Here is a 17,815-nt window from a genome sequence, read left to right as displayed (position 1 = left end):
GCTGTGCAGTTCATGATGGCCGGTATCATGGCAACAGCGTTCGGGATTTACAACACATTGGCGGGCGATGGGTCGGCCCGGGCGCATGGCGCGCCTAAACGTCAGGCTAAACGTACTGCAAGGGCACACGGCGCAGGTTGCAGAAGATCTGGTAGGCAATGGTGCCAGCCGCTTGGGCAACGTCACTGGCCAGCACCTGCTTGCCCCACAGCTCGACCGTGCTGCCCACACCCGCCTGAGGCACATCGGTCAGGTCGACGTTGAGCATGTCCATCGACACCCGTCCCGCCAGCACGGTACGCACGCCGTCGACCAGCACCGGCGTGCCATTGGGCGCCAGGCGCGGGTAACCATCGGCATAACCCATGGCCACCACGCCGATCCGGCTCGGCCGCTGGGTGACGAAGCGCGCGCCGTAGCCCACGGCCTCCCCGGCAGGCAGTTCACGCACGCTGATGACCTTGGACTGTAGCGTCATCACCGGCTGCAATCGGGCACTGGCAGGGGTCGCGGTTTCGAACGGTGTGGCCCCGTAGAGCATGATGCCGGGGCGCACCCAGTCGCTGGGAATCTGCGGCCAGCCGAGCACCGCCGGAGAGTTGCGCAGGCTGATCTCGGCGCTCAGCCCCTGGCGCGCCGTATCGAACACGGCCAGTTGCTCGGTACTGCTGGGGCAGTCCAGCTCATCGGCGCGGGCGAAATGGCTCATCAGCACGATCTTGGCCACCTTGCCGCTGGCCAGCAGGCGCTGATAGGCGGCCTGGTAATCCTTGGGATGCAGGCCGACACGGTGCATGCCCGAGTCGAGTTTCAACCAGACCTGCAACGGCTGGCTCAAGCGTGCCTGCTCGATGGCTTCCAGTTGCCACAACGAATGCACCACGCACCACAGCCCATGCTCGATGATCAACGGCAGTTCGCTGGCTTCGAAAAAGCCTTCGAGCAGCAACACTGGCGCGGTGATACCGGCCGCACGCAGCTGCAGGGCTTCCTCGATGCAGGCCACGGCAAACCCGTCCGCCTCGCCTTCCAGCGCCTGGGCGCAACGCACCGCGCCATGCCCGTAGGCATCGGCCTTGACCACAGCCAACGCCCTGGCTCCACTCATCTGGCGTGCCAGTCGATAGTTGTGGCGCAGGGCGGAAAGGTCGATCAGGGCGCGGGCTGGACGCATGGCGGGCTTCTTTTGCAAGGTTTGAAGGGTGAAAAGGTCGAGGGATCGCCGCGCTGGGCGGCGATCCAGGGCCAACGGTTACGAATGGGCTGGCGCGGACTGACCCTGGCGAACCGTTTCATGCGGCTGCCCGTAGCGCGATATGTCGAGGCCGGCCGCGCTGATCTGCGGCTTTTTACGCGCGATCAGGTCGGCAAGCAAGCGTCCGGAACCACATGCCATGGTCCAGCCCAGCGTGCCATGGCCGGTATTGAGGAACAGGTTCTTGAATGGCGTGGCACCCACGATCGGCGTGCCGTCCGGGGTGGTCGGCCGCAGCCCGGTCCAGAAGCTGGCCTGAGTCAGATCACCACCCTGCGGGTAGAGGTCATTGACGATCATTTCCAGCGTTTCGCGACGACGTGGATTCAGGCTCAGATCGAAACCGGCGATCTCGGCCATCCCGCCGACGCGGATGCGGTTGTCGAAACGAGTGATCGCCACCTTGTAGCTCTCGTCGAGAATGGTCGAGGTCGGCGCCATCGCCGCATCGGTGATCGGCACGGTCAGCGAGTAGCCCTTGAGCGGGTACACCGGTGCCCGGATGCCCAGCGGCTTGAGCAACTGCGGCGAATAGCTGCCCAGTGCCAGCACGTAGCGGTCAGCGGTTTCCAGCTTGCCGTCGATCCACACGCCGTTGATGCGGTCGCCGGCGAAGTCCAGGCGCTCGATGGCCTGGCCAAAGCGGAACTGCACACCCAGATCCCTGGCCATCTGCGCCAGGCGGGTAGTGAACATCTGGCAGTCACCGGTCTGGTCGTTGGGCAGCCGCAGGGCACCGGCCAGAATGCCAGTGACCGAGGCCAGGGCCGGTTCGACGCGGGCGATGCCTTCGCGGTCGAGCAGCTCGTAGGGCACGCCGGACTGCTCGAGCACGGCAATGTCCTTGGCGGCGTTGTCCAGTTGCGCCTGGGTGCGGAACAGCTGGGTGGTGCCAAGGGTCCGGCCTTCGTAGGCGATGCCGGTCTCGGCGCGCAGCTCGTCGAGGCAGTCGCGGCTGTACTCGGACAGGCGCACCATGCGCTCCTTGTTCACCGCATAACGGCTGGCGGTGCAATTGCGCAGCATCTGCGCCATCCACAGGTACTGGTCGACATCGCCGGTCAGCTTGATCGCCAGCGGTGAATGGCGTTCCAGCAGCCATTTGATGGCCTTGAGCGGCACGCCCGGCGCCGCCCAGGGCGACGCATAGCCCGGCGAAACCTGCCCGGCATTGGCGAAGCTGGTTTCCATGGCGACGGCCGGCTGGCGATCGACCACGGTCACTTCCATGCCTTGCCGGGCCAGATAATAGGCACTGACGGTGCCGATCACACCACTACCGAGTACCAGAACGCGCATGTGTGTCGCCCTCATCGCGGAAATCCGCTGACGTAAGATGTTAGGTCCGAAGATGTGGGCAGTATAAAAAGGTCCAGCCAGTGCTTTTCACTGTATGCAAGGCTATATTTGGCGACAATTCTCGGCCATTGACGCTTTAACGGAGGGGCATCGCCTGTGCGTACCCAGCACCAGAGCAAACGCGAACTCGACAAGATCGACCGCAATATCCTGCGCATCCTGCAGGCCGACGGGCGCATGTCATTTACCGAACTGGGCGAGAAGGTTGGCCTGTCGACCACACCCTGCACCGAACGGGTCCGCCGTCTGGAGCGCGAAGGCATCATCATGGGCTATTACGCCCGGCTCAATCCGCAGCATTTGCGCGGAAGCCTGCTGGTGTTCGTCGAGATCAGCCTGGACTACAAGTCGGGCGACACCTTCGAGGAATTTCGCCGCGCGGTGCTCAAACTGCCCCACGTGCTGGAGTGCCATCTGGTGTCGGGTGACTTCGACTATCTGGTCAAGGCACGCATTTCCGAAATGGCCTCCTACCGCAAGCTGCTGGGCGACATCCTCTTGAAACTGCCCCATGTGCGCGAATCCAAGAGCTACATCGTCATGGAAGAAGTGAAGGAGAGCTTGAACCTGCCGGTGCCGGACTGACCCGGCAATGCTTCAGACCAGCACCTGGCGAGTGCTGGCGATCAGCTTGTGCACCTGATGCTCCACGGCGGGGTCGATCATCTCCACCGGGCGTCGCCCATTGGGGCATGGCAGCGTGGGCGTGGTTCCGAACAGCCGGCAGATCAGCGGGCGCTCTTCATACACCGTGCAACCCTGCGGCCCCAGGTGCACGCAGTCGAACCGGGCCAGCGCGGCCTCCTGTTCAGCGGCCGTCTTGCGCGGCAGGCGCGCCATTTCCTCGGATGAAGTGGTCACCGGCCCGCAGCAGTCATGGCATCCCGGCACGCATTCGAACGAAGGAATCTGCTCGCGCAGGAAACGAAGCTTGTGGCTGTTGAAGCTCATGACGGTCACCGCGTGGACGAGGCGCCATTGTGCCGCGCGGTTGCCGCCATGGGAAACCCCGGCTTATGCTGCGTCGAATTTTTCCGTACACCCCTTTCAAACCATTGCTACCAGGACCACTCACATGAACGCTCGCGCCGAGCACGCCGCCTCGTACTACGCCGCCAGTCTGCATCGGCAGCCGGTATACCCGCCCTTGCAGGGCGAGGTCAGCGTCGATGTGTGTGTGGTAGGCGGTGGCTTCTCCGGGCTGAACACCGCGATCGAACTGGCGCAGCGGGGGTTCAGCGTGGCCCTGCTCGAAGCCCACCAGATTGGCTGGGGTGCCAGCGGGCGCAACGGTGGGCAACTGATTCGCGGCGTCGGCCACGATCTGGAACAGTTTCGCAAGATCATTGGCGACGACGGTGTGCGCGACTTGACCTTGATGGGATTGGAAGCGGTCGAGATCGTCCGCCAGCGGGTCGACCGCCATGGTATCGAGTGCGACCTGACCTGGGGCTACTGCGACCTGGCCAACAAGCCGGCCCAGCTGCAGGGGTTCGTCGAAGACGCAGAAGCCCTGCGCAGCCTGGGCTACGCTCACGAGCTGCAAATCGTCGAGGCACAGGACATGCACAGCGTGGTCGGCTCGGACCGCTACCACGGCGGCCTGGTCGACATGGGCTCCGGCCACCTGCATCCGTTGAACCTGGCCCTGGGTGAGGCCGAAGTGGCCCGGCAATTGGGTGTGCAGGTCTTCGAGCACTCACGGGTGACGCGTATCGAATATGGCCCGCAAGTGCGCGTGCACACCGCTCAAGGCCAGGTGCCGGCACGCTTCCTGGTGCTGGGCTGCAACGCCTACCTGAACGACCTCAACCCGCAGCTGAGCGGCAAGGTGCTGCCGGCCGGCAGCTACATCATCGCCACCGAGCCTTTGGATGCCGAACAGGCACGGCAGCTGCTGCCCCGCAACATGGCGGTGTGCGACCAGCGGGTGACGGTGGATTACTATCGACTGTCCGCCGATCGGCGCCTGCTGTTCGGCGGCGCCTGTCACTACTCGGGGCGCGATCCCAAGGACATCGCCGAATACATGCGGCCCAAGATGCTCGATGTGTTCCCGCAACTGGCCAATGTGCGCATCGACTATCAATGGGGCGGCATGATCGGCATCGGCGCCAACCGTCTGCCGCAGATCGGCAGGCTCAAGGAGCAGCCCAACGTGTTCTATGCCCAGGCCTATTCCGGGCACGGGCTGAACGTCACGCACCTGGCGGGCAAACTGCTCGGCGAAGCCATCAGTGGCCAGGCCAGCCGCGGCTTCGACCTGTTCGCCAAAGTGCCGCACATGACCTTTCCCGGCGGCCGCTACCTGCGCTCGCCCCTGCTGGCGCTGGGCATGCTCTGGCACCGGTTCAAGGAGCTGGGCTAGACCGCTGCGCTACGAACGCCAGAACGGCTTCAAGCCTTCGCGGCGGGCCTGCTGCGCGTCCAGGCCGATATCGCGCAACTGATCCTCGTCCAGTTCGAGTAGGGCCGGACGCGTGCGCAAGTGATGCAGCATCAGCGCCCAACGCCCCAGGCCTGCCGGTGCGCACGGCGTGCGCGAGCGCAGCTTCGGCGCTTCCAGCAATTCTTCGGTGCGCAGCAGCAGACGTACATCGCTCAAGCCGTTCATGGCCTTTCTCCTTGAAGTGTTTGGACAGCAAGGCCATGGTGCCGCAGCCGACACCGCTTAATACAGATTCAAAAAGCGCTTATGTTTTTCATACAGATGGCTGACCAGTGCGTCTGAATGCTGTATTTTCCACGCATCTGTATGGTCATCAGTTCGAGCACGCCCATGACGCTGTACATGAACCTCGCCCAACTGCTCAGCCAGCGCATCGAACAAGGTCTCTACCGGCCTGGCGATCGCCTGCCGTCGGTGCGCGCCCTGAGCATCGAGCACGGGGTCAGCCTGAGCACCGTGCAGCAAGCCTATCGCCAGCTAGAAGACCACGGCTTGGCCGCGCCCCGGCCCAAATCCGGCTATTTCGTGCCCACCGCCCGCGAACTGCCGGCACTGCCCGCCGTGGGCCGCCCCATGCAGCGTCCTGTGGATATCTCCCAGTGGGACCAGGTCGTCGAACTGATGCGCGCAGCGCCCCGCGATGACGTGGTGCAACTGGGCCGTGGCATGCCCGACGTCAGCAGCCCGACCCTGCGGCCGTTGCTGCGCGAGCTGGCCCGCCTGAGTCGGCACCAGGCGATGCCGGGCCTGTACTACGACTCGCTGTATGGAACCCAGGCCCTGCGCGAACAGATCGCCCGGCTTCTGGTGGATGCCGGCTGCCGATTGGGCATTGGTGAACTGGTCGTCACCACAGGCTGCCATGAAGCGCTGTCGGCCAGCATCCGCGCCATCTGCGAGCCCGGCGATATCGTCGCCGTGGACTCGCCCAGCTTCTTCGGCGCCATGCAGACCCTCAAGGGCCTGGGCATGAAGGCCCTGGAAATCCCGACCGACCCGCTCACCGGCATCAGCCTGCAAGCGCTGGAGCTGGCCCTGGAGCAATGGCCGATCAAGGCCATACAGTTGACGCCCAATTGCAACAATCCGTTGGGCTACGTGATGCCCGAAGCTCGCAAGCGTGCCCTGCTGACGCTCGCGCAACGCTTCGACGTGGCCATCATCGAGGACGATGTGTATGGCGACCTGGCCTTCAGCTATCCCCGTCCGCGCACCATCAAGTCGTTCGACGAAGACGGTCGCGTGCTGTTGTGCAGTTCGTTCTCCAAGACCCTGGCCCCCGGCCTGCGCATCGGCTTCGTCGCCCCCGGCCGCTACCTGGAGCGGGTGCTGCACATGAAGTACATCGGCACCGGGTCGACCTCGACGCAGCCGCAGTTGGCCATCGCCGAGTTCATCAAGGGTGGTCATTACGAACCGCACCTGCGCCGCATGCGCACCCAGTACCAGCGCAGCCGCGACCTGATGATCGACTGGGTCACCCGCTACTTTCCCACCGGCACCCGCTGCAGCCGCCCTCAAGGTGGATTCATGCTGTGGGTCGAGCTGCCCGAGGGCTTCGATACCCTCAAGCTCAACCGCCTGCTGCTCGACCAGGGCGTACAGATCGCCGTGGGCAGTATCTTTTCGGCGTCGGGCAAGTACCGTAACTGCCTGCGCATGAACTTCGCCAGCAAGCCTTCGCCCGACATCGAGGCCGCCGTACGCACCGTGGGTACCTGCGCTCGGCAGCTGCTTGCGGATAATCCGCACTCCGATGCCGACCTTTGAGCCCATGCCAAGGTCGAACGGCACGCCCGCCCTCCCTGCAAGGATGATCGCTTTGCCCTGCCCCAGGCTGTTACCGCCGCTGTTGACCCTGATCCTCGCCGTGCAAGGCTGTGCCAGCGTGAATGCGCCGCGTGAATACAGCGAGATGCTCCCGGCCGAACAATCGGCCTTCGGCAGGTCGGTACAGGCCCAGGTGCAGGCCCATCATGGCCAGTCGGGTTTCCGTCTGCTGTCGAGCAGTGACGAGGCCTTTCGCGCACGTGCCGAGCTGATCCGCAATGCCCAGGTCAGCCTCGACCTGCAGTACTACATCGTCCACGACGGTTTCAGCACCCGCGCCCTGGTCGACGAACTGCTCAAGGCCGCCGACCGCGGCGTGCGCGTACGCATCCTGCTGGACGACACCACCAGTGATGGCCTGGACAAGACCATCGCCACCCTCGCCGCGCATCACAACATCCAGATCCGCCTGTTCAACCCCACCCACCTGGGCCGCTCAACCGGCGCCACGCGCGCGGTGGGCCGCCTGCTGCAACTGTCTCGGCAGCACCGGCGCATGCATAACAAACTGTGGCTGGCCGACAACAGCGTGGCCATCGTCGGCGGACGCAATCTGGGCGACGAATACTTCGACGCCGAGCCGGACATGAATTTCACCGACATCGACCTGCTCGGCTTCGGGCCGGTAGCCCAGCAGCTGGGCTACAGCTTCGATCAGTACTGGAACAGTGCGCTGAGCCAGCCGATCGCCAATTTTCTGTTCACGGTGCCGACGGCCAAACACCTGGCTGCGTCGCGGGTGCGCCTGGAAAAGTCCCTGACCACCTCGCGAAGCCAGCATCACGCCCTCTATGAACGCTTGATGACCTACCAGAGCGCGCCGCAGCTGGACGTCTGGCGGCGCCAGTTGATCTGGGCCTGGGGCCAGGCACTGTGGGATGCGCCGACCAAGGTGCTGGCCCGAGGCGAGCCCGATCCGCACCTGCTGCTGACCACGCAGCTCGCTCCGGAGCTGACCCAGGTCAAGCATGAACTGATGCTGATCTCCGCCTACTTCGTACCGGGCAAGGCCGGCCGCGACTACCTCACCGGGCGCGCCGACGCCGGCGTCGACGTCAGCCTGCTGACCAATTCCCTGGAAGCGACCGACGTACCTGCGGTACACGGCGGCTACGTGCCCTACCGCAAGAACTTGCTCGAGCACGGAGTGAAGCTGTTCGAGCTGCGTCGCCAGCCGGGTGACGATGCGGGTGGCACATTGAGCTTCAGTGGCAGCTCCGATTCCAGCCTGCACAGCAAGGCGATGATCTTCGACGAGCGCAAATCCTTCATCGGCTCGTTCAATTTCGACCCGCGTTCGGTGCTGTGGAACACCGAGGTCGGCGTGCTGGTGGACAGCCCGGAACTGGCGGCGCAGATGCGCCACCTGGCCCGTGAGGGCATGTCGCCTGCACGCAGCTACCAGGTGCGCCTGGAAAATGGCCAGGTAGTGTGGGACACCGAGGACCACCAGCAGATGCACACCCTGTACCGCGAACCGGGTGACTGGTGGCGTCGGCTGAATGCGTGGGCCAGTGAAGTGATCGGGCTGGAGAAGATGCTTTGATCCACCAGCCCGACCGGCAGTGGATCAGAGCTTGATCCAGGTGGCCTTCAGTTCGGTGTATTTGTCGAACGCATGCAGCGACTTGTCACGACCATTGCCCGACTGCTTGAACCCACCGAACGGCGCAGTCATGTCGCCACCGTCGTACTGGTTGACCCACACGCTGCCGGCGCGCAGCGCCTTGGCCGTCAGGTGCGCCTTGGAGATGTTCGCGGTCCATACCGCAGCCGCCAGGCCGTAGGCGCTGTCGTTGGCGATGCTGACCGCCTCCTCGGCGGTGTCGAAGGTGAGCACCGACAGCACCGGCCCGAAAATCTCTTCCTGGGCGATCTTCATGGCATTGGTCACGCCATCGAAGATGGTCGGTTCGACGTAGGTACCGCCGGTTTCCTCGAGGATGCGCTTGCCGCCCACCAGCAAGGTGGCGCCGCCTTCCTGACCGGCGCTGATGTAGGACAGCACCGTGTTCATCTGCTGGGTGTCCACCAAAGCACCGACATTGGTCGCCGGGTCAAGCGGGTTGCCTGGTTTCCAGGCCTTGAGTGCCTCGACCACCATGGGCAGGAAGCGCTCCTTGACCGAACGCTCCACCAACAGGCGCGAGCCCGCCGTGCAGACTTCGCCCTGATTGAAGGCAATGGCGCTGGCCGCCGAATCGGCTGCGGCCTGCAGGTCAGGCGCATCGGCGAACACGATGTTGGGGCTCTTGCCGCCCGCCTCCAGCCAGACGCGCTTCATGTTCGACTCGCCCGCGTAGATCATCAGTTGCTTGGCGATCCTGGTGGAACCGGTGAAGACCACGGTGTCCACGTCCATGTGCAGGGCCAGTGCCTTGCCGACCGTGTGGCCATGGCCCGGCAGCACATTGAGCACGCCCTTGGGAATGCCCGCCTCGATCGCCAACTGCGCGATGCGGATGGCGGTCAATGGGGATTTCTCCGACGGCTTGAGGATCACCGAGTTGCCCGTGGCCAGGGCCGGACCCAGCTTCCAGCAGGCCATCATCAGAGGGAAATTCCACGGCACCACTGCGGCCACCACGCCGACGGCTTCACGCGTGACCAGACCTAGTTGGTTATGCGGGGTCGGTGCGACTTCGTCGTAGACCTTGTCGATGGCTTCGCCGCTCCAGGCCAGGGCATTGGCCGAGCCGGGTACGTCGATGTTCAGCGAATCACTGATCGGCTTGCCCATGTCCAGCGTTTCCAGAAGCGCCAGCTCCTCGGCATGCTCACGCAGCAACCCGGCGAAACGAATCAGGGTGGCCTTGCGCTTGGCCGGCGCGGCCTTGGCCCAGACGCCTTCGTTGAACGTGGCGCGGGCATTCTCGACCGCGCGCTGGGCGTCGGCAGCGTCGCAGCTGGCCACCTGGGCCAGCAGTCGACCGTCGACGGGGCTTACGCATTCGAAGGTCTGGCCCGACACGGCGTCGGTGTACTCGCCGTTGATGAACGCGCGCCCTTCGATCTTCAGCTGCTGGGCACGTTGTTCCCAGTCAGCGCGAGTCAGAGTGGTCATACGGATCTCCTGTGATTGAATGCAAAGCCCGGCCGTGCAAGGCTGAGCGGGGTGACATCGAACCACCCTAAACCACCGGTGCGACGCATTTCAATATATTTGACACCCGGCGCACACAGGCCCACGGATGTGCGTTTTATCCAACAAGCGAGGGGTTTCCTGCATGAACATCACCAGCATCGTCGACTTTGCCCAACACAGCGTCACCCCGGAACGCTACCGCCCGGCGCCTGAGAAAATCCTTGGCGGCGACCCCGAACAGACACTGTTCAACCACTACCAGAGCCCCTGCGGACAGATGAACGCGGGGGTCTGGGAAGGTCAGGTGGGGCAATGGACGGTCAACTACACCGAGCACGAATATTGCGAAATCGTGCAGGGCGTTTCCGTATTGCGTGACGACCAGGGCAATGGCAAGACCTTGCGCGCCGGCGACCGCTTCGTGATCCCTGCAGGCTTCACCGGCACCTGGGAAGTGCTGGAGGCGTGCCGCAAGATCTACGTGGTGTTCGAAGCCAAATAAGCACCGCGTCCCATGCCTAGATCCAGGAGCTACAACCGTTGATGACACGACGTTATTTCGCTATCGGCTCCGCCCTGCTGGCTACCGGTGCGGCTTTTTATCGTTTCGCCCAGGCTGACGAAAAACGCCCTACCACCGGCGGCAACTACACGCCCCAGGTGCATTACGCACCGCCCACAGGCTTCATGAACGACCCCAATGGCCTGGTGTTTTTCGACGGCGAATATCATCTTTACTATCAACACAACCCGTCAGCGGCGACGATGGGCAACGTGCACTGGGGACACGCCGTCAGCCCTGATCTTCTCAATTGGCAAACCTTGCCCACCGCCTTGTTCAACACCCCGGCCGGTCAGGCGTTCAGCGGCAGCGCGGTGGTTGACCAGCACAACCTGAGCGGACTGTTCCAGGCACAACCAGACGCCGGGGAACGAGCGGGCGGCATCGTCGCCATCTATACGCGCGCTTCGGCAACCCTGCAGACCCAGGAAATCGCCGTCAGCAGCGACCGCGGGCGCAGCTTTGTCGAGTACGCTTACAACCCGGTGCTGGACATCGGTTCCAGCCAGTTCCGCGACCCCAAGGTCTTCTGGCACGCGCCGGAACAGTGCTGGATCATGGTGGTGGTCGAAGCACGCTCGCATCGGGTGCTGTTCTACGGCTCGGTCGATCTGAAATCCTGGGACAAGCGCGGTGAATTCGCAGACAGCGGCCTGCTGGGCATCGACTACGAGTGCCCGGACCTGATCCGTGTACCCGTCGAAAACGGCGGCGAGCGTTGGGTGCTGATCCTTTCCATCAATCCCGGCGGCCCTCTGGGCGGCAGCACAGTGCAGTATTTCGTCGGCGACTTCGACGGCCGGCAGTTCACCGCCGAGGACCGCGTCACGCGGCTGATGGACTTCGGCAAGGACTTCTACGCCTTTCAAAGCTTCTCCAACCACTCCGGGGCACCGGTGGGCCTGGCCTGGCTCAGCAACTGGCAGTACGCCAACGAGGTGCCTGCATCACCATCCAGAGGCATGATGACACTGCCACGCACCCTGGGATTGCGGCGCGTGGGCAAGGACTGGCGGCTGGTGCAGCAGTTCGTCGACCTCGCTCCCTTGGCGGGCAAGGTCCTGATCGACGACACCCGACCATGGGGCAGCGCAACGCTGGCCAGTGCCGCATTGCCCGCCGGCGAGGCAATCGAGGTGCGTCTGGAAGTCGAATTGCAGCCAGGTGCCGTGGTGACGGTCCGTCTGTCCAACGAGGCTGGAGAAACCCTTGAGGCCGGATTCGACGCAGGCCCTTTCGGCGGCTTGTTCATCGACCGACACGGTGCGTCAGGCTTTGAGCAGCGCTATTTCGTCGACCGGTTTTCGTATGCCTTCCAACCTGATACCCGCACCATGGACATGCACCTGGTGATCGATCGTTCCTGCCTGGAACTGCTCGGTGCCGCAGGCAGCGCGGCAGGGACTGCGCTGTACTACACGAAATCGCCATTGGAGCGCATCAGCGTTGTTGCACAAGGAGGAAACGCGCGCCTGAGCAAGGTTTTTGTCACCACCCTGAACCCCATCCCTAACGCCCAAGCCCAGCATCGCTAGATCGAAAGCCTGGCCTGCGCCAAACCGGGCACAAAAAAAGGCCCGCATCTTTCGATGCGGGCCTTTTTCTGGTCGCCAAAATCAATTACTTGATTTTGCCTTCCTTGTACATCACGTGCTTGCGAACAACCGGATCAAATTTCTTGATCTCGATCTTGTCCGGGGTAGTACGCTTGTTCTTGTCGGTAGTGTAGAAGTGACCAGTACCGGCGCTCGAGATCAAACGAATCAATTCACGCATGATAAAGCTCCCTTAGATCTTGCCAGCTTTGCGAATTTCGGCCAGCACGACAGTGATGCCACGCTTGTCGATGATACGCATGCCCTTGGCGGATACGCGCAGGCGAACAAAACGTTTCTCTTCTTCAACCCAGAAGCGGTGATGCTGCAGGTTCGGCAGGAAACGACGACGGGTTTTGTTGTTTGCGTGGGAAATGTTATTCCCAGTCACCGGACCCTTACCGGTAACTTGACAGACTCTCGACATGCCTCAGCCCTCTAAAACCACATGCCCAACCCGGCATGGGTTGGCCGCTTATCTCTCAGTCATTTGGCGCACGGCGCCGCGTTTCTTCAGGGTCTTACCCGCCTCACCGTAAAGGCAGAGGAACAGGGCCCTAGAAAAGAGCGCTGCTTTATACCAGAAAGCCTGCGGCGCAACAACTCCAGATGCACAATCGATGCGCCCAGCTGCGCCGGCATCGGCGCAGGCACAGCACTGGCGGGCGTGCTGCGGCATGACCACTCGTCGCGCAGAAAAACGATTTAGGGATAGTCAACGCCGCTCGACATCTCTAGGGTAGGACTTTTCTCCAGACTGCATAGGCAGATGGGCCCTCGACACGCCAAGGAACACACCATGCGTCTTGCGACTTTGCCGTTCTTGCTTGCTCCCCTGTTTGCCTCCGCACTGGTGCATGCCGCACCGCTGACGGTCTGTACCGAAGCCAGCCCCGAAGGCTTCGACGTGGTGCAGTACAACTCGCTGACCACTACCAACGCCTCGGCCGATGTGCTGATGAACCGCCTGGTGGAGTTCGACGCCAAGGCCGGCAAGGTCATCCCCAGCCTGGCGGACAGCTGGACCGTGTCGGCCGATGGCCTGACCTACACGTTCAAGCTGCACCCGGGGGTCAAATTCCACGACACCGCCTACTTCAAGCCAGACCGTGAGCTGAACGCGCAGGACGTGCTGTTCAGCTTCCAACGCATGCTTGACCCGGCCAACCCCTGGCACAAAGTGGCGCAAAGCGGCTTTCCGCACGCCCAGTCGATGCAACTGCCTGGCCTGATCAAGAAAATCGAGGCGCCTGATCCTCTGACCGTACGGTTCACCCTGGATCATCCCGATGCAACGTTCCTGGCGACCCTGAGCATGGGCTTCGCCTCGATCTATTCGGCGCAATACGCCGACCAACTGATGCAAGCCGGCACTCCGGAAAAACTCAACAGCCAGCCGATCGGCAGCGGGCCCTTCGTATTCGTGCGCTTCGAAAAAGACGCCGTGGTGCGCTACAAGGCCAACCCGGACTACTTTGCCGGCAAGCCTGCCGTCGACCCTTTGCTGTTCGCCATCACCCCGGACGCCAACGTGCGCCTGCAGAAGCTGCGCCGCAACGAGTGCCAGCTGACCCTGTCGCCCAAGCCCCTGGACATCGCTGCGGCCGCCGACGACAAGAGCCTGAAGGTGATCAAGACCGAGGCTTTCATGACCGCGTTCGTGGCCATCAACAGCCAGCACCCGCCTCTGGACAAGCCTGAAGTGCGCCAGGCCATCAACCTGGCCTTCGACAAGGACAGCTACCTCAAGGCCGTCTTCGAAGGCACCGCCGAGGCTGCCAATGGCCCCTACCCGCCCAACACCTGGAGCTATGCGCGGGACCTGCCGGGCTACAAGCAGGATGCGGCCAAGGCGCGCGAGTTGCTCGCCAAGGCAGGCTTGAAGGACGGTTTCAACACCACGATCTGGACCCGTCCTTCGGGCAGCCTGCTCAACCCCAACCCCAGCCTGGGTGCGCAGCTGTTGCAGGCCGACCTGGCCAAGGTCGGCATCAAGGCCGAGATCCGCGTGATCGAATGGGGCGAGTTGATTCGCCGTGCCAAGGCTGGCGAGCATGACCTGCTGTTCATGGGCTGGGCCGGCGACAACGGCGATCCGGACAACTTCCTCACCCCGCAGTTTTCCTGCGCAGCCGTGCAGTCGGGCACCAACTTCGCACGCTATTGCGACAAGGGCCTGGACAAGCTGATCAGCGACGGCAAGGCAGTGACCGATCAGGCCCAGCGCAGCAAGCTGTACCAGCAGGCCCAGGCGCAGATCCAGAAGCAGGCGCTGTGGCTACCGCTGGCCCACCCCACCGCCGCCGTACTGGCTCGCGAAGGGGTCGAGGGCTACACCGTCAGCCCGTTCGGTCGGCAGGATTTCTCCAGGGTGTCGGTGGAGAAATAGGCTGCCACTACCGGCCTCTTCGCGGGTAGAACCCGCTCCCACAGTGGATTTCCGTATCACCACGGATCCCTGTAGGAGCGGCCGGTGCATGCACAGCCGAATCTCGCCCCTTACATCCACCCGTGCTCGACCATCGACAACGGCTCGCCTTCGCCGATGATGATGTGGTCGAGCACCCGCACATCCACCAGCGCCAATGATTCCTTGAGGCGCTGGGTCAGCGAGCGATCGGCCTGGCTCGGGGTCGGATTTCCGGAAGGATGATTGTGCGCCAGGATGAGCGCTGCCGCATTTGTGGCGATGGCCCGTTTGACCACCTCACGCGGATACACCGCCGCGCTGTCGATGGTGCCGCGAAACAGTACTTCGAAACCCAGCGGCTGATGCTTGGTGTCCAGAAACAGGCAACCGAACACTTCCTGGCGTTCATGGCGCAGCTTGGCCTTGAGGTAGTGGCGCACCGACGATGGATCTTCCATGGCCGGGCCACGGTTCAACCGCTCGGCCATGTAGCGACGGTTCATCTCGATGGAGGCCTGCAACTGGGCATACTTGGCAGGGCCCATGCCGAAGTGCTGGCTGAAGGTTTTCTGGTCGGCTTCGAGCAAGGCGCGCAGGCCACCGAAGCGGATCAGCAGGTTGCGCGCGACGTCCACGGCGCTGTGCCCGGCCACGCCGGTGCGCAGGAATATCGCCAGCAGCTCGCCATCGGAAAGACTGCCCGGACCATGCGCCAGCAGGCGCTCACGCGGGCGCTCGGCCTCGGGCCAATCGCGAATACTCATCCCCACTCCCTGTCTGTGTGCCTCGCTGTTCCATAGCGAGCGCTGTGCTATCTTAGCGCAACTTTTTGCACGGCGATCCGGCCCCGGAAGGCGGTTTCACCGTGGTGTTATTACCAGATATAAAGGCAGGCCTATGCAGCGGCTGTATCGAAAACGCATCATTCTGGGCGTCGGCGGCGGCATTGCCGCCTACAAGAGCGCCGAGCTGGTACGTAGGCTTCTGGAGCAAGGCGCCGAAGTGCGCGTGGTAATGACCAAGGGCGGCAGCGAGTTCATCACGCCACTGACCCTGCAGGCGCTGTCCGGCCACCCGGTGCACATGGACCTGCTCGACCCGGCGGCCGAAGCTGCCATGGGCCACATCGATCTGGCCAAATGGGCCGACCTGGTCCTCATCGCCCCGGCCACCGCCGACCTGATGGCACGCCTGGCCCAGGGCCTGGCCAACGACCTGCTGACCACCCTGGTACTGGCCACCGACGCCACCGTGGCCATCGCCCCGGCCATGAACCAGGCCATGTGGCGCGACCCGGCCACACAGGACAACCTGCACCTGCTGCGCAGCCGCGGCCTCAAGGTCTTCGGCCCGGCCGCTGGCAGCCAGGCCTGCGGCGACATCGGCCTGGGCCGCATGCTCGAAGCCACCGAGCTGGCACTGTGCGCGGCCGAATGTTTCGAGCACCTGGCACTGACCGGCAAGCACGTGTTGATCACTGCCGGGCCGACCCAGGAAAATATCGACCCGGTGCGCTACATCACCAACCACAGCTCCGGCAAGATGGGCTTTGCCCTGGCCGAAGCGGCCGTCGAAGCTGGCGCCCGCGTTACCTTGATCTGCGGCCCGGTGCATTTGCCCACGCCCGACCGCGTCACCCGCATCGACGTGGTCAGCGCGCGCGACATGCTCGCCGCCTGCGAGGCTGGCATGCCCTGCGACGTGTTCATCGCGTCCGCCGCCGTGGCCGACTATCGTCCCGAAGTGGTGGCTGCGCAGAAGCTCAAGAAAGACCCCAGCAGTGGTGACGGCCTGCTGTTGCAGATGGTCCGCAACCCGGACATCCTGGCGACCATCGCCGGTCGCGCCGATCGTCCATTCAGCGTCGGCTTCGCCGCCGAGACCGAGCACCTGCTCGACTACGCCGCGCGCAAGCTCAAGGACAAGAACCTGGACTTGATCGTGGCCAACGACGTCGCCAACCCCAGCATCGGTTTCAACAGTGAAGAAAATGCCTGCAGCGTGATCGACCGCCAGTTGCAGACCACTGCTTTCGCCCAGACCAGCAAGGGCAAGATCGCCCGCCAGCTGGTTTCCTTCATCGCCAAGCGCCTCGACCAGGTTTAACGACACCCATGCACGCCCTACAAGCCAAGATCCTTGACCCACGTCTGGGCCGGGACTTCCCGCTGCCACACTACGCCACACCCGGCTCCGCAGGCCTGGACCTGCGCGCCATGCTGCAGCAAGACACGCTGCTGGCACCCGGACAGACCCTGCTGATCCCTACCGGCCTGTCGATCCATATCGGTGATCCGGGTCTGGCGGCGATGATCCTGCCGCGCTCGGGCCTTGGCCACAAGCACGGTATCGTGCTTGGCAACCTGGTCGGCCTGATCGACTCCGATTACCAGGGCGAACTGATGGTCTCGTGCTGGAACCGTGGCGACAGCGAGTTCACCCTGACGGTGGGCGAGCGCATCGCCCAGCTGGTGCTGGTTCCTGTGGTGCAGGCTCACTTCGAACTGGTCGAAAGCTTCGACGAAAGCCAGCGCGGGACCGGCGGTTTCGGTCACTCCGGCACCCAGTAAACGGCCATGCAGACCCGGCGGCCGTGGCGATGCCCGTCCGCTTCAAAGCGTTCAATGCGGAGATGACAGGTGAAAGGATTTCCTCGCAATGCCAAGACGGCCGAGCAAGGCCAGGCTTCGAACGCGCGGACCACCGCCGGTAACCAGGCACTGCTGATCGCCGTCGTCGGCGTGCTCGTCGCCTTGCTGCTGATCTGGTTCCTGGTTGTCGCGCCGCTCGCCGGCCGTGCCTTCCAGAACGCCGAGGCGACCGCCGCCGCGCCTTTCACCGCAGGTCTGGACAACGTGATCGCGCGCCAGGCCGGTGTAACGGCCACTCTGGCTCACTCACCTGCACTGACGGCTGCGCTGGCCAGCCAGGACCCTTCGCTCATCGCTCAGGCCGTTGGCGCCGTGCCCTTGATCGATGGCCTGCAGGGCGTGCGCCTGAATCTGCCGGGGCAGGCCAAGGTCGATCAGCAGGGTGCTGCGCCGATCAATTTTGCCGTACTGGACATGATCAACCGCGCCGAACGCGGTACTGCCACTGCGCCCGAGGCCTACAAGGTCAATGGGCGCTGGTGGATCTACAACGTCGCCACCGTCCAGCAAAGCTCGACATCCCCAGTGCTGGGTACGCTGGTGCTGGCCTTCGAGATGCAGCCCCTGACTCAGGCCCTGGCACTGCCCGACGCCGAATTCGGCCAACTGCGCCTGCAGC

The 17,815-nt window shown here is 63.6% G+C and carries 17 protein-coding genes; 9 read left to right on the top strand and 8 right to left on the bottom strand.

Going from position 1 to position 17,815, the window contains the following annotated elements:
* Window positions 1–106 precede the first annotated feature (106 nt).
* Together alr and dadA are read right to left on the bottom strand one after the other, a co-directional pair.
* Window positions 107–1,174, bottom strand: coding sequence for an alanine racemase (alr, locus tag ABMD26_RS12165; RefSeq protein ID WP_354309737.1), 1,068 nt, complete (start codon window positions 1,172–1,174; stop codon window positions 107–109).
* 78 nt (window positions 1,175–1,252) lie between these two features.
* Window positions 1,253–2,554 carry a D-amino acid dehydrogenase gene (gene dadA / locus ABMD26_RS12160; protein ID WP_049860351.1) on the bottom strand — a complete coding sequence of 434 codons (1,302 nt, stop codon included), beginning with the start codon at window positions 2,552–2,554 and terminating at the stop codon, window positions 1,253–1,255.
* A 156-nt stretch (window positions 2,555–2,710) separates the two neighbouring features.
* Between dadA and ABMD26_RS12155 the strand changes: the two genes are divergently transcribed.
* Window positions 2,711–3,199, top strand: a complete 489-nt coding sequence (locus tag ABMD26_RS12155; protein WP_043192202.1) for an Lrp/AsnC ligand binding domain-containing protein — start codon at window positions 2,711–2,713, stop codon at window positions 3,197–3,199.
* Window positions 3,200–3,211: 12 nt separating this feature from the next.
* Here ABMD26_RS12155 and ABMD26_RS12150 read toward each other — a convergent pair whose 3' ends face one another.
* On the bottom strand, window positions 3,212–3,565 hold the full coding sequence (locus ABMD26_RS12150; protein ID WP_354309734.1) for a YkgJ family cysteine cluster protein: 354 nt from the start codon (window positions 3,563–3,565) through the stop codon (window positions 3,212–3,214).
* 124 nt (window positions 3,566–3,689) lie between these two features.
* Between ABMD26_RS12150 and ABMD26_RS12145 the strand changes: the two genes are divergently transcribed.
* Window positions 3,690–4,982, top strand: a complete 1,293-nt coding sequence (locus ABMD26_RS12145) for an NAD(P)/FAD-dependent oxidoreductase (protein ID WP_354309732.1) — start codon at window positions 3,690–3,692, stop codon at window positions 4,980–4,982.
* 9 nt (window positions 4,983–4,991) lie between these two features.
* Here the strand turns inward: ABMD26_RS12145 and ABMD26_RS12140 are convergent, their stop codons facing one another.
* The gene (locus tag ABMD26_RS12140; RefSeq protein ID WP_320523267.1) at window positions 4,992–5,228 is read right to left on the bottom strand and encodes a DUF1127 domain-containing protein; all 237 of its coding nucleotides are present in this window, start codon (window positions 5,226–5,228) and stop codon (window positions 4,992–4,994) included.
* A 165-nt stretch (window positions 5,229–5,393) separates the two neighbouring features.
* On the opposite strand from ABMD26_RS12140, the gene ABMD26_RS12135 reads away from it, so the two are divergent.
* Together ABMD26_RS12135 and ABMD26_RS12130 are read left to right on the top strand one after the other, a co-directional pair.
* Complete coding sequence (locus ABMD26_RS12135) at window positions 5,394–6,833, top strand: aminotransferase-like domain-containing protein (protein ID WP_354311827.1); 1,440 nt, start codon at window positions 5,394–5,396, stop codon at window positions 6,831–6,833.
* A 43-nt stretch (window positions 6,834–6,876) separates the two neighbouring features.
* Window positions 6,877–8,439, top strand: coding sequence for a phospholipase D family protein (locus ABMD26_RS12130; RefSeq protein ID WP_489315782.1), 1,563 nt, complete (start codon window positions 6,877–6,879; stop codon window positions 8,437–8,439).
* A gap of 24 nt (window positions 8,440–8,463) precedes the next feature.
* Here the strand turns inward: ABMD26_RS12130 and ABMD26_RS12125 are convergent, their stop codons facing one another.
* On the bottom strand, window positions 8,464–9,957 hold the full coding sequence (locus tag ABMD26_RS12125) for an aldehyde dehydrogenase (protein WP_354309728.1): 1,494 nt from the start codon (window positions 9,955–9,957) through the stop codon (window positions 8,464–8,466).
* Between the two features lie 163 nt (window positions 9,958–10,120).
* Between ABMD26_RS12125 and ABMD26_RS12120 the strand changes: the two genes are divergently transcribed.
* Both ABMD26_RS12120 and ABMD26_RS12115 read left to right on the top strand, forming a co-directional pair.
* Entirely contained in the window at window positions 10,121–10,480 is a 360-nt protein-coding gene (locus ABMD26_RS12120) for a cupin domain-containing protein (RefSeq protein WP_354309726.1), read from the top strand.
* Between the two features lie 41 nt (window positions 10,481–10,521).
* Window positions 10,522–12,075, top strand: a complete 1,554-nt coding sequence (locus tag ABMD26_RS12115) for a glycoside hydrolase family 32 protein (RefSeq protein WP_354309724.1) — start codon at window positions 10,522–10,524, stop codon at window positions 12,073–12,075.
* An 85-nt stretch (window positions 12,076–12,160) separates the two neighbouring features.
* Here the strand turns inward: ABMD26_RS12115 and rpmG are convergent, their stop codons facing one another.
* Together rpmG and rpmB are read right to left on the bottom strand one after the other, a co-directional pair.
* On the bottom strand, window positions 12,161–12,316 hold the full coding sequence (rpmG, locus tag ABMD26_RS12110) for a 50S ribosomal protein L33 (protein ID WP_022960960.1): 156 nt from the start codon (window positions 12,314–12,316) through the stop codon (window positions 12,161–12,163).
* A gap of 12 nt (window positions 12,317–12,328) precedes the next feature.
* Window positions 12,329–12,562 (bottom strand): 50S ribosomal protein L28, encoded by a 234-nt coding sequence (rpmB, locus tag ABMD26_RS12105; RefSeq protein ID WP_007894701.1) that lies wholly within the window; start codon window positions 12,560–12,562, stop codon window positions 12,329–12,331.
* A 372-nt stretch (window positions 12,563–12,934) separates the two neighbouring features.
* Between rpmB and ABMD26_RS12100 the strand changes: the two genes are divergently transcribed.
* Window positions 12,935–14,524, top strand: a complete 1,590-nt coding sequence (locus ABMD26_RS12100; RefSeq protein WP_320497718.1) for an ABC transporter substrate-binding protein — start codon at window positions 12,935–12,937, stop codon at window positions 14,522–14,524.
* A 110-nt stretch (window positions 14,525–14,634) separates the two neighbouring features.
* On the opposite strand, the gene radC is transcribed toward ABMD26_RS12100, so the two are convergent.
* Entirely contained in the window at window positions 14,635–15,309 is a 675-nt protein-coding gene (radC, locus tag ABMD26_RS12095) for a RadC family protein (RefSeq protein ID WP_049860360.1), read from the bottom strand.
* Between the two features lie 133 nt (window positions 15,310–15,442).
* Here radC and coaBC point away from each other — a divergent pair, with 133 nt between their 5' ends.
* Together coaBC and dut are read left to right on the top strand one after the other, a co-directional pair.
* Window positions 15,443–16,651: a bifunctional phosphopantothenoylcysteine decarboxylase/phosphopantothenate--cysteine ligase CoaBC gene (coaBC, locus tag ABMD26_RS12090; protein ID WP_090361478.1), complete on the top strand. Its 1,209-nt coding sequence runs from the start codon at window positions 15,443–15,445 to the stop codon at window positions 16,649–16,651.
* A gap of 8 nt (window positions 16,652–16,659) precedes the next feature.
* Window positions 16,660–17,115, top strand: coding sequence for a dUTP diphosphatase (gene dut / locus ABMD26_RS12085; RefSeq protein ID WP_320497721.1), 456 nt, complete (start codon window positions 16,660–16,662; stop codon window positions 17,113–17,115).
* The last annotated feature ends 700 nt before the right edge of the window (window positions 17,116–17,815 follow it).

This window comes from Pseudomonas sp. PvP001, assembly GCF_040546375.1.
Lineage (GTDB): Bacteria > Pseudomonadota > Gammaproteobacteria > Pseudomonadales > Pseudomonadaceae > Aquipseudomonas > Aquipseudomonas coleopterorum.
Note: the sequence above shows the minus strand (reverse complement) of the source record. Positions and strands in the feature narration are given on the sequence as shown.

What these genes read in the sequence shown, in the direction of transcription:
- alr (WP_354309737.1), bottom strand. Translation starts at nt 1,174, where the DNA reads ATGCGTCCAGCCCGCGCCCTGATCGACCTTTCCGCCCTGCGCCACAAC.
- dadA (WP_049860351.1), bottom strand. Translation starts at nt 2,554, where the DNA reads ATGCGCGTTCTGGTACTCGGTAGTGGTGTGATCGGCACCGTCAGTGCC.
- ABMD26_RS12150 (WP_354309734.1), bottom strand. Translation starts at nt 3,565, where the DNA reads ATGAGCTTCAACAGCCACAAGCTTCGTTTCCTGCGCGAGCAGATTCCT.
- ABMD26_RS12145 (WP_354309732.1), top strand. Translation starts at nt 3,690, where the DNA reads ATGAACGCTCGCGCCGAGCACGCCGCCTCGTACTACGCCGCCAGTCTG.
- ABMD26_RS12140 (WP_320523267.1), bottom strand. Translation starts at nt 5,228, where the DNA reads ATGAACGGCTTGAGCGATGTACGTCTGCTGCTGCGCACCGAAGAATTG.
- ABMD26_RS12135 (WP_354311827.1), top strand. Translation starts at nt 5,394, where the DNA reads ATGACGCTGTACATGAACCTCGCCCAACTGCTCAGCCAGCGCATCGAA.
- ABMD26_RS12130 (WP_489315782.1), top strand. Translation starts at nt 6,877, where the DNA reads ATGATCGCTTTGCCCTGCCCCAGGCTGTTACCGCCGCTGTTGACCCTG.
- ABMD26_RS12125 (WP_354309728.1), bottom strand. Translation starts at nt 9,957, where the DNA reads ATGACCACTCTGACTCGCGCTGACTGGGAACAACGTGCCCAGCAGCTG.
- ABMD26_RS12120 (WP_354309726.1), top strand. Translation starts at nt 10,121, where the DNA reads ATGAACATCACCAGCATCGTCGACTTTGCCCAACACAGCGTCACCCCG.
- ABMD26_RS12115 (WP_354309724.1), top strand. Translation starts at nt 10,522, where the DNA reads ATGACACGACGTTATTTCGCTATCGGCTCCGCCCTGCTGGCTACCGGT.
- rpmG (WP_022960960.1), bottom strand. Translation starts at nt 12,316, where the DNA reads ATGCGTGAATTGATTCGTTTGATCTCGAGCGCCGGTACTGGTCACTTC.
- rpmB (WP_007894701.1), bottom strand. Translation starts at nt 12,562, where the DNA reads ATGTCGAGAGTCTGTCAAGTTACCGGTAAGGGTCCGGTGACTGGGAAT.
- ABMD26_RS12100 (WP_320497718.1), top strand. Translation starts at nt 12,935, where the DNA reads ATGCGTCTTGCGACTTTGCCGTTCTTGCTTGCTCCCCTGTTTGCCTCC.
- radC (WP_049860360.1), bottom strand. Translation starts at nt 15,309, where the DNA reads ATGAGTATTCGCGATTGGCCCGAGGCCGAGCGCCCGCGTGAGCGCCTG.
- coaBC (WP_090361478.1), top strand. Translation starts at nt 15,443, where the DNA reads ATGCAGCGGCTGTATCGAAAACGCATCATTCTGGGCGTCGGCGGCGGC.
- dut (WP_320497721.1), top strand. Translation starts at nt 16,660, where the DNA reads ATGCACGCCCTACAAGCCAAGATCCTTGACCCACGTCTGGGCCGGGAC.